This window comes from Elongatibacter sediminis (genome assembly GCF_037892215.1).
GTDB classification, from domain to species: domain Bacteria; phylum Pseudomonadota; class Gammaproteobacteria; order Xanthomonadales; family SZUA-36; genus Elongatibacter; species Elongatibacter sediminis.
The window spans coordinates 1-1,295 of the sequence record NZ_JAZHOG010000026.1 but is presented as its reverse complement, the minus strand read 5'-3'; the positions used below and the strand labels follow the sequence as shown (position 1 = coordinate 1,295).

General features: G+C 60.8%; 1 protein-coding gene. It reads left to right on the top strand.

Annotation, left to right across the window (positions count from 1 at the left end; genetic code table 11):
- Nucleotides 1-100 precede the first annotated feature (100 nt).
- A complete protein-coding gene (locus tag V3330_RS19585; protein ID WP_354697157.1) occupies nt 101-1,267 on the top strand; it encodes an integrase core domain-containing protein in 1,167 nt (388 codons plus the stop codon).
- Nucleotides 1,268-1,295: the final 28 nt, after the last annotated feature.

The window sequence follows — 1,295 nt, the reverse complement described above, 5'->3', positions numbered from 1 at the left end:
TGAGCTTATCGACAGATAGCTGACAGAATATTCCGAGCACATGGTTTACACATGACTGCATTTGGGGAGAACCCAAATGCCCTGGAAAGAGTGTAAACCGATGGATGAAAGACTGAAGTTCATTGCCCGGCTCCTCGAGGGCGAAAAGATGGCGCCGTTGTGTCGTGAGTTCGGCATCTCACGTGTGACCGGCTACAAGATATTCAACCGCTACAAGGCCTGTGGGCTCGACGGGCTCTACGATCGCAGTCGGGCGCCCTATCGACAGGCCAACAAGCTGCCGTTCCAGGTCGAGCGCACGATTCTCGGGATCAAGAAAGAGCACCCCTCCTGGGGTGCCCCCAAGATTCGCGACAAGCTGATCCGGCAGTACCCGATGATTCCGCCACCGGCGGTGAGCACCATCCATGCCGCGTTGGACCGTAACGGTCTGGTGAAGCGCCGCAAGCGGCGGCGCCACAAGGCGCGGGGCACGGCTTTGATCGGTGCTGACCGCCCCAACGGCCTGTGGAGCGCCGATTACAAGGGCGAGTTCCAGCTCGGCAACCGGCAGTATTGCTATCCGCTGACCATCAGCGACTACCGGTCGCGTTATCTGCTGGCCTGCGAAGGCCTCGAGTCCACCAAGTCGGACTTCGCTTTCTCGGTCTTCGAGCGTGCGTTCCGTGACTTCGGTCTGCCCACCGCCATCCGCACCGACAACGGCACGCCCTTCGCCGCGCCGTGCGCCTTGTTCGGCCTGTCCCGGCTGGCGGTGTGGTGGCTGCGCCTGGGTATCAATATCCAGCGCATCAAGCCCGGCCAGCCCCAGCAGAACGGGCGGCACGAGCGCATCCACCTGACCCTCAAAAAGGAAGCCACCAAGCCGCCTGGCTTCAACTTCCTGCAGCAGCAGGAACGCTTCGACACGTTCATGCAGGTGTACAACAACGAACGCCCACACCAGGCGCTTGGCGGTGCTTACCCGGGCGATGTGTATACACCGTCGGCCCGGGTTTATGAGCCGCCCCCTGATCCGGAGTATCCCTACCACGACCGTACGATCCGGGTAACGCGCTGTGGGCGCATCTGCCTGGGCAGTCGCAAAATCAACTTCAGTGTCGTGTTCGCGGGACAGCTGGTCGGCATACGCGAGGTCGCTGACCAGGTCTGGCAGGTCAGCTTCCTCGAGTATGATCTGGGGTACTTCGATCAAGATCAGGACCGGGTGGAACCCGGTCCTGATCCGTTCGCGCCGGGCACAGTGTTAACCATGTGCCCGGAATAAGGTGTAAACCATGTGATCGGAATGCACC